The organism is Psychrobacter sp. CX18, assembly GCF_057396215.1.
In genome coordinates, this window is the sequence record NZ_JBXYJH010000035.1 from 1 (window position 1) to 2,746 (window position 2,746).

Annotated in this window: 3 protein-coding genes; all 3 read left to right on the plus strand. The window is 37.3% G+C overall.

Going from position 1 to position 2,746, the window contains the following annotated elements; genetic code table 11:
- Positions 1 to 66 precede the first annotated feature (66 nt).
- Positions 67 to 1,232 (plus strand): IS3 family transposase gene (locus tag AC2SLT_RS13050; RefSeq protein ID WP_486547055.1). Its coding sequence is split into 2 segments (ribosomal slippage): positions 67 to 337 and positions 337 to 1,232, totalling 1,167 coding nucleotides; the frame shifts between segments, so codons are not numbered across the junction.
- A gap of 246 nt (positions 1,233 to 1,478) precedes the next feature.
- Positions 1,479 to 2,111 carry a hypothetical protein gene (locus tag AC2SLT_RS13055; protein WP_486548083.1) on the plus strand — a complete coding sequence of 211 codons (633 nt, stop codon included), beginning with the start codon at positions 1,479 to 1,481 and terminating at the stop codon, positions 2,109 to 2,111.
- A 290-nt stretch (positions 2,112 to 2,401) separates the two neighbouring features.
- Positions 2,402 to 2,746: hypothetical protein (locus AC2SLT_RS13060; protein WP_486548084.1), on the plus strand; the 345-nt coding region annotated here is incomplete at its 3' end.

The window sequence follows — 2,746 nt, forward strand, 5'->3', positions numbered from 1 at the left end:
TGAGCTATGCTGAAAAAACCGTAGATAAAAACTTGGTAAACTAAGGAAGACAATTAGGAGTTTACCATGACAAAGAAAGCTAAAAGATACAGTGAAGAATTTAAAGCAGAAGCGGTCAAAGCAATAGAGAATAATGGTGGCAATGTCAGTGCCACAGCAAGGCATTTAGGGCTACCAATGCAGACACTAGCCAATTGGCAACGAAAAGCCAATCAAGGCAAACTCAAAGGTACTAAGCAATACGATCCAGAGCTTGTTTCAGCCCTTGAAGAAATTAAGCGTTTAAAGCGTGAACTAAAAATAGCACAAGAAGAGCGAGAGATATTAAAAAAGGCTACGGCGTACTTTGCCAAACACGATCAGTAAGGTACGCCTTTATTGACCATCACAAATATGAATTTAGTATCACAGCCATGTGCAAAAACCTTGATATCAAACCATCAAGCTACTATGACTGGAAAAAGCGTGACATCAGTGTTCAGCAAATACATCGCAATCACTGTGAGCTGCTTGTAAAAGCTGCGCACAGGAAGACCAAAGAACGATATGGCTATGAGCGTCTGCATGCTCACCTAAATGAACAAGGACACGATGTCAGCAAGTATATGGTACGTAGTATCAAAGAAGAACATGGTATCAAATGTAGACGTCATAAGCGCTTTAAAGTGACAACGGACTCAGAGCATAACAAGCGTGTTTATCCTAACCTGCTTAAACAGAAGTTTGGCGTTAATCGTCCTAATTGTGTCTGGGTCAGTGATATCACCTATATCTGGACAGATGAGGGCTGGCTTTATTTGGCAGGCGTTAAAGATTTGTATACCAAAGAACTGGTTGGCTACGCTATCGATAAACGCATGAAGACTGATTTAGTCTGTAAGGCCTTAAATAAAGCAATCAAAGATAAAAGACCTAGCCAAGGACTTATTGTGCATTCAGATAGAGGTAGTCAGTATTGCAGCGATGATTATCGCAAAATGATCACTAAACACGGTTTTAAAGGATCTATGAGTGCGAGAGGTAACTGTTATGACAATGCGCCAATAGAGAGCTTCTGGGGCGTTTTAAAGAATGAGCTGGTATATCATCATAATTATAAAACTCGATTTGAAGCAATCAACAGCATCTTGAAATATATTGAGTTAGATTACAATCAAGTCAGGATTCAGCAGAGTTTAGGTATGAGATCGCCAAGACAAGTTTGGATGGATTTCTATCGTCAAGCTGCCTGATTAAAATCTCCCAAGTTTAGGTGTACGGATTTGACAGCAGGGGTCAGAAGCATTTATACGAAATATCTAAGCTCTAAATCAAATCAGCAAAAATATATTAACGCTATGAAAAATTTTGGGTGCTAAAAACAGCTTCAGGGCTAAAATATTCATAGATATCAAAATACAACACCTGCAGACTATCATAATGATCATCTTCACTCAATGTTCGATGATAAACGTATAATAATTATGAAGGAATAAACGATGTTTAAAATTTTTTGGTTATGTTTATCATTATTTATATTGCAATCATGTAAGTTACCTACTGAATCAAGTGAAACGGATAATATATATCATTCAAAAAGTGCTATCTTTATTAAAGAGGAAGGTTTAAATAGACTAAACGATGAGTCTTTTATAATTGATATTAAACAAAGCTGTATACAATCAACTACCTGTAAATACTTTACTATTTTAGATACAGATTCCTATTTTCCAGAATATATAAAAAATAATGAGCTTAAGTATTATAATTATAAAAATAACATTATGCTTTCTAAGCAATACCATTTAGGTCCTAAAAATAATGAAGGGGAATATAACAGCAAATCTATAACCTTAAATTCAATCAAAAATAAAAAAATCGTCGATTCTTTAAAAATTTATTTATTAGAGCTAGGGGATTATTATTTTGTAGAAAGGATATACTATATTGATAATGATTTAAGTATTTGGTTATTAGATGTTTATTCAGAAGAAGATACACTATTTGTTAAATCATGGAGAAGATATACAATAGATCCCGAAACTGGAAAAATTGAAGAGGTCCCTGAGGTTTATATTGATTCTGATAATAATGCCTCCATACCCCCTTTTGTAGATACAATATTCAAATAGTAACAAAATTTGTTAATTACTAACCACTATCAAATAGCAATTTTATTAAATGTTTACTTCCCGCATTGTGGTTAACTTAGGATGCGGTTTAGCCACGATTGCAGCGGATATACTGAACGGCAACATAGGCTGCTGTGGTCAGGCTTGAGATGGCGCGCGAAGCAAGTGACATCGCAAGCCGTTACCACTGCCCTATGCTGGCGGACAGATAGCAGCGAAAAGCGTGAATAGCTACAATAATAAAACATCATCTAAGCCATTCACTACCAGCATTCAAATCACTCAGTCACTTGCCCACTATTCATTCCTTATCCGCTTACTGCCTTGCCTCAACCTTAATTGGCATAGAGCCTGCTAGTGACAGTGTCTCTTATCATAACCAACACTCAATACATACTTGGCTGATGCGTCAATCGGTATCCGCTGATCAATGTCAGCTTGCTGCTGACTCTGGCGTATGGGTAGAGGCTAAGCTGATTGCAGCTGACATCCCTTATACCCGCTACCCAAGCCCACTATCGTTTGCCTCACATATCTATAGCGGTCTTACCCAAGCACGTAGTGGCGACACCAGTGCCCCAAGCTATGACTCACAGATTAGTGATGACGGACAACATAAAGTCATCACCACCCCT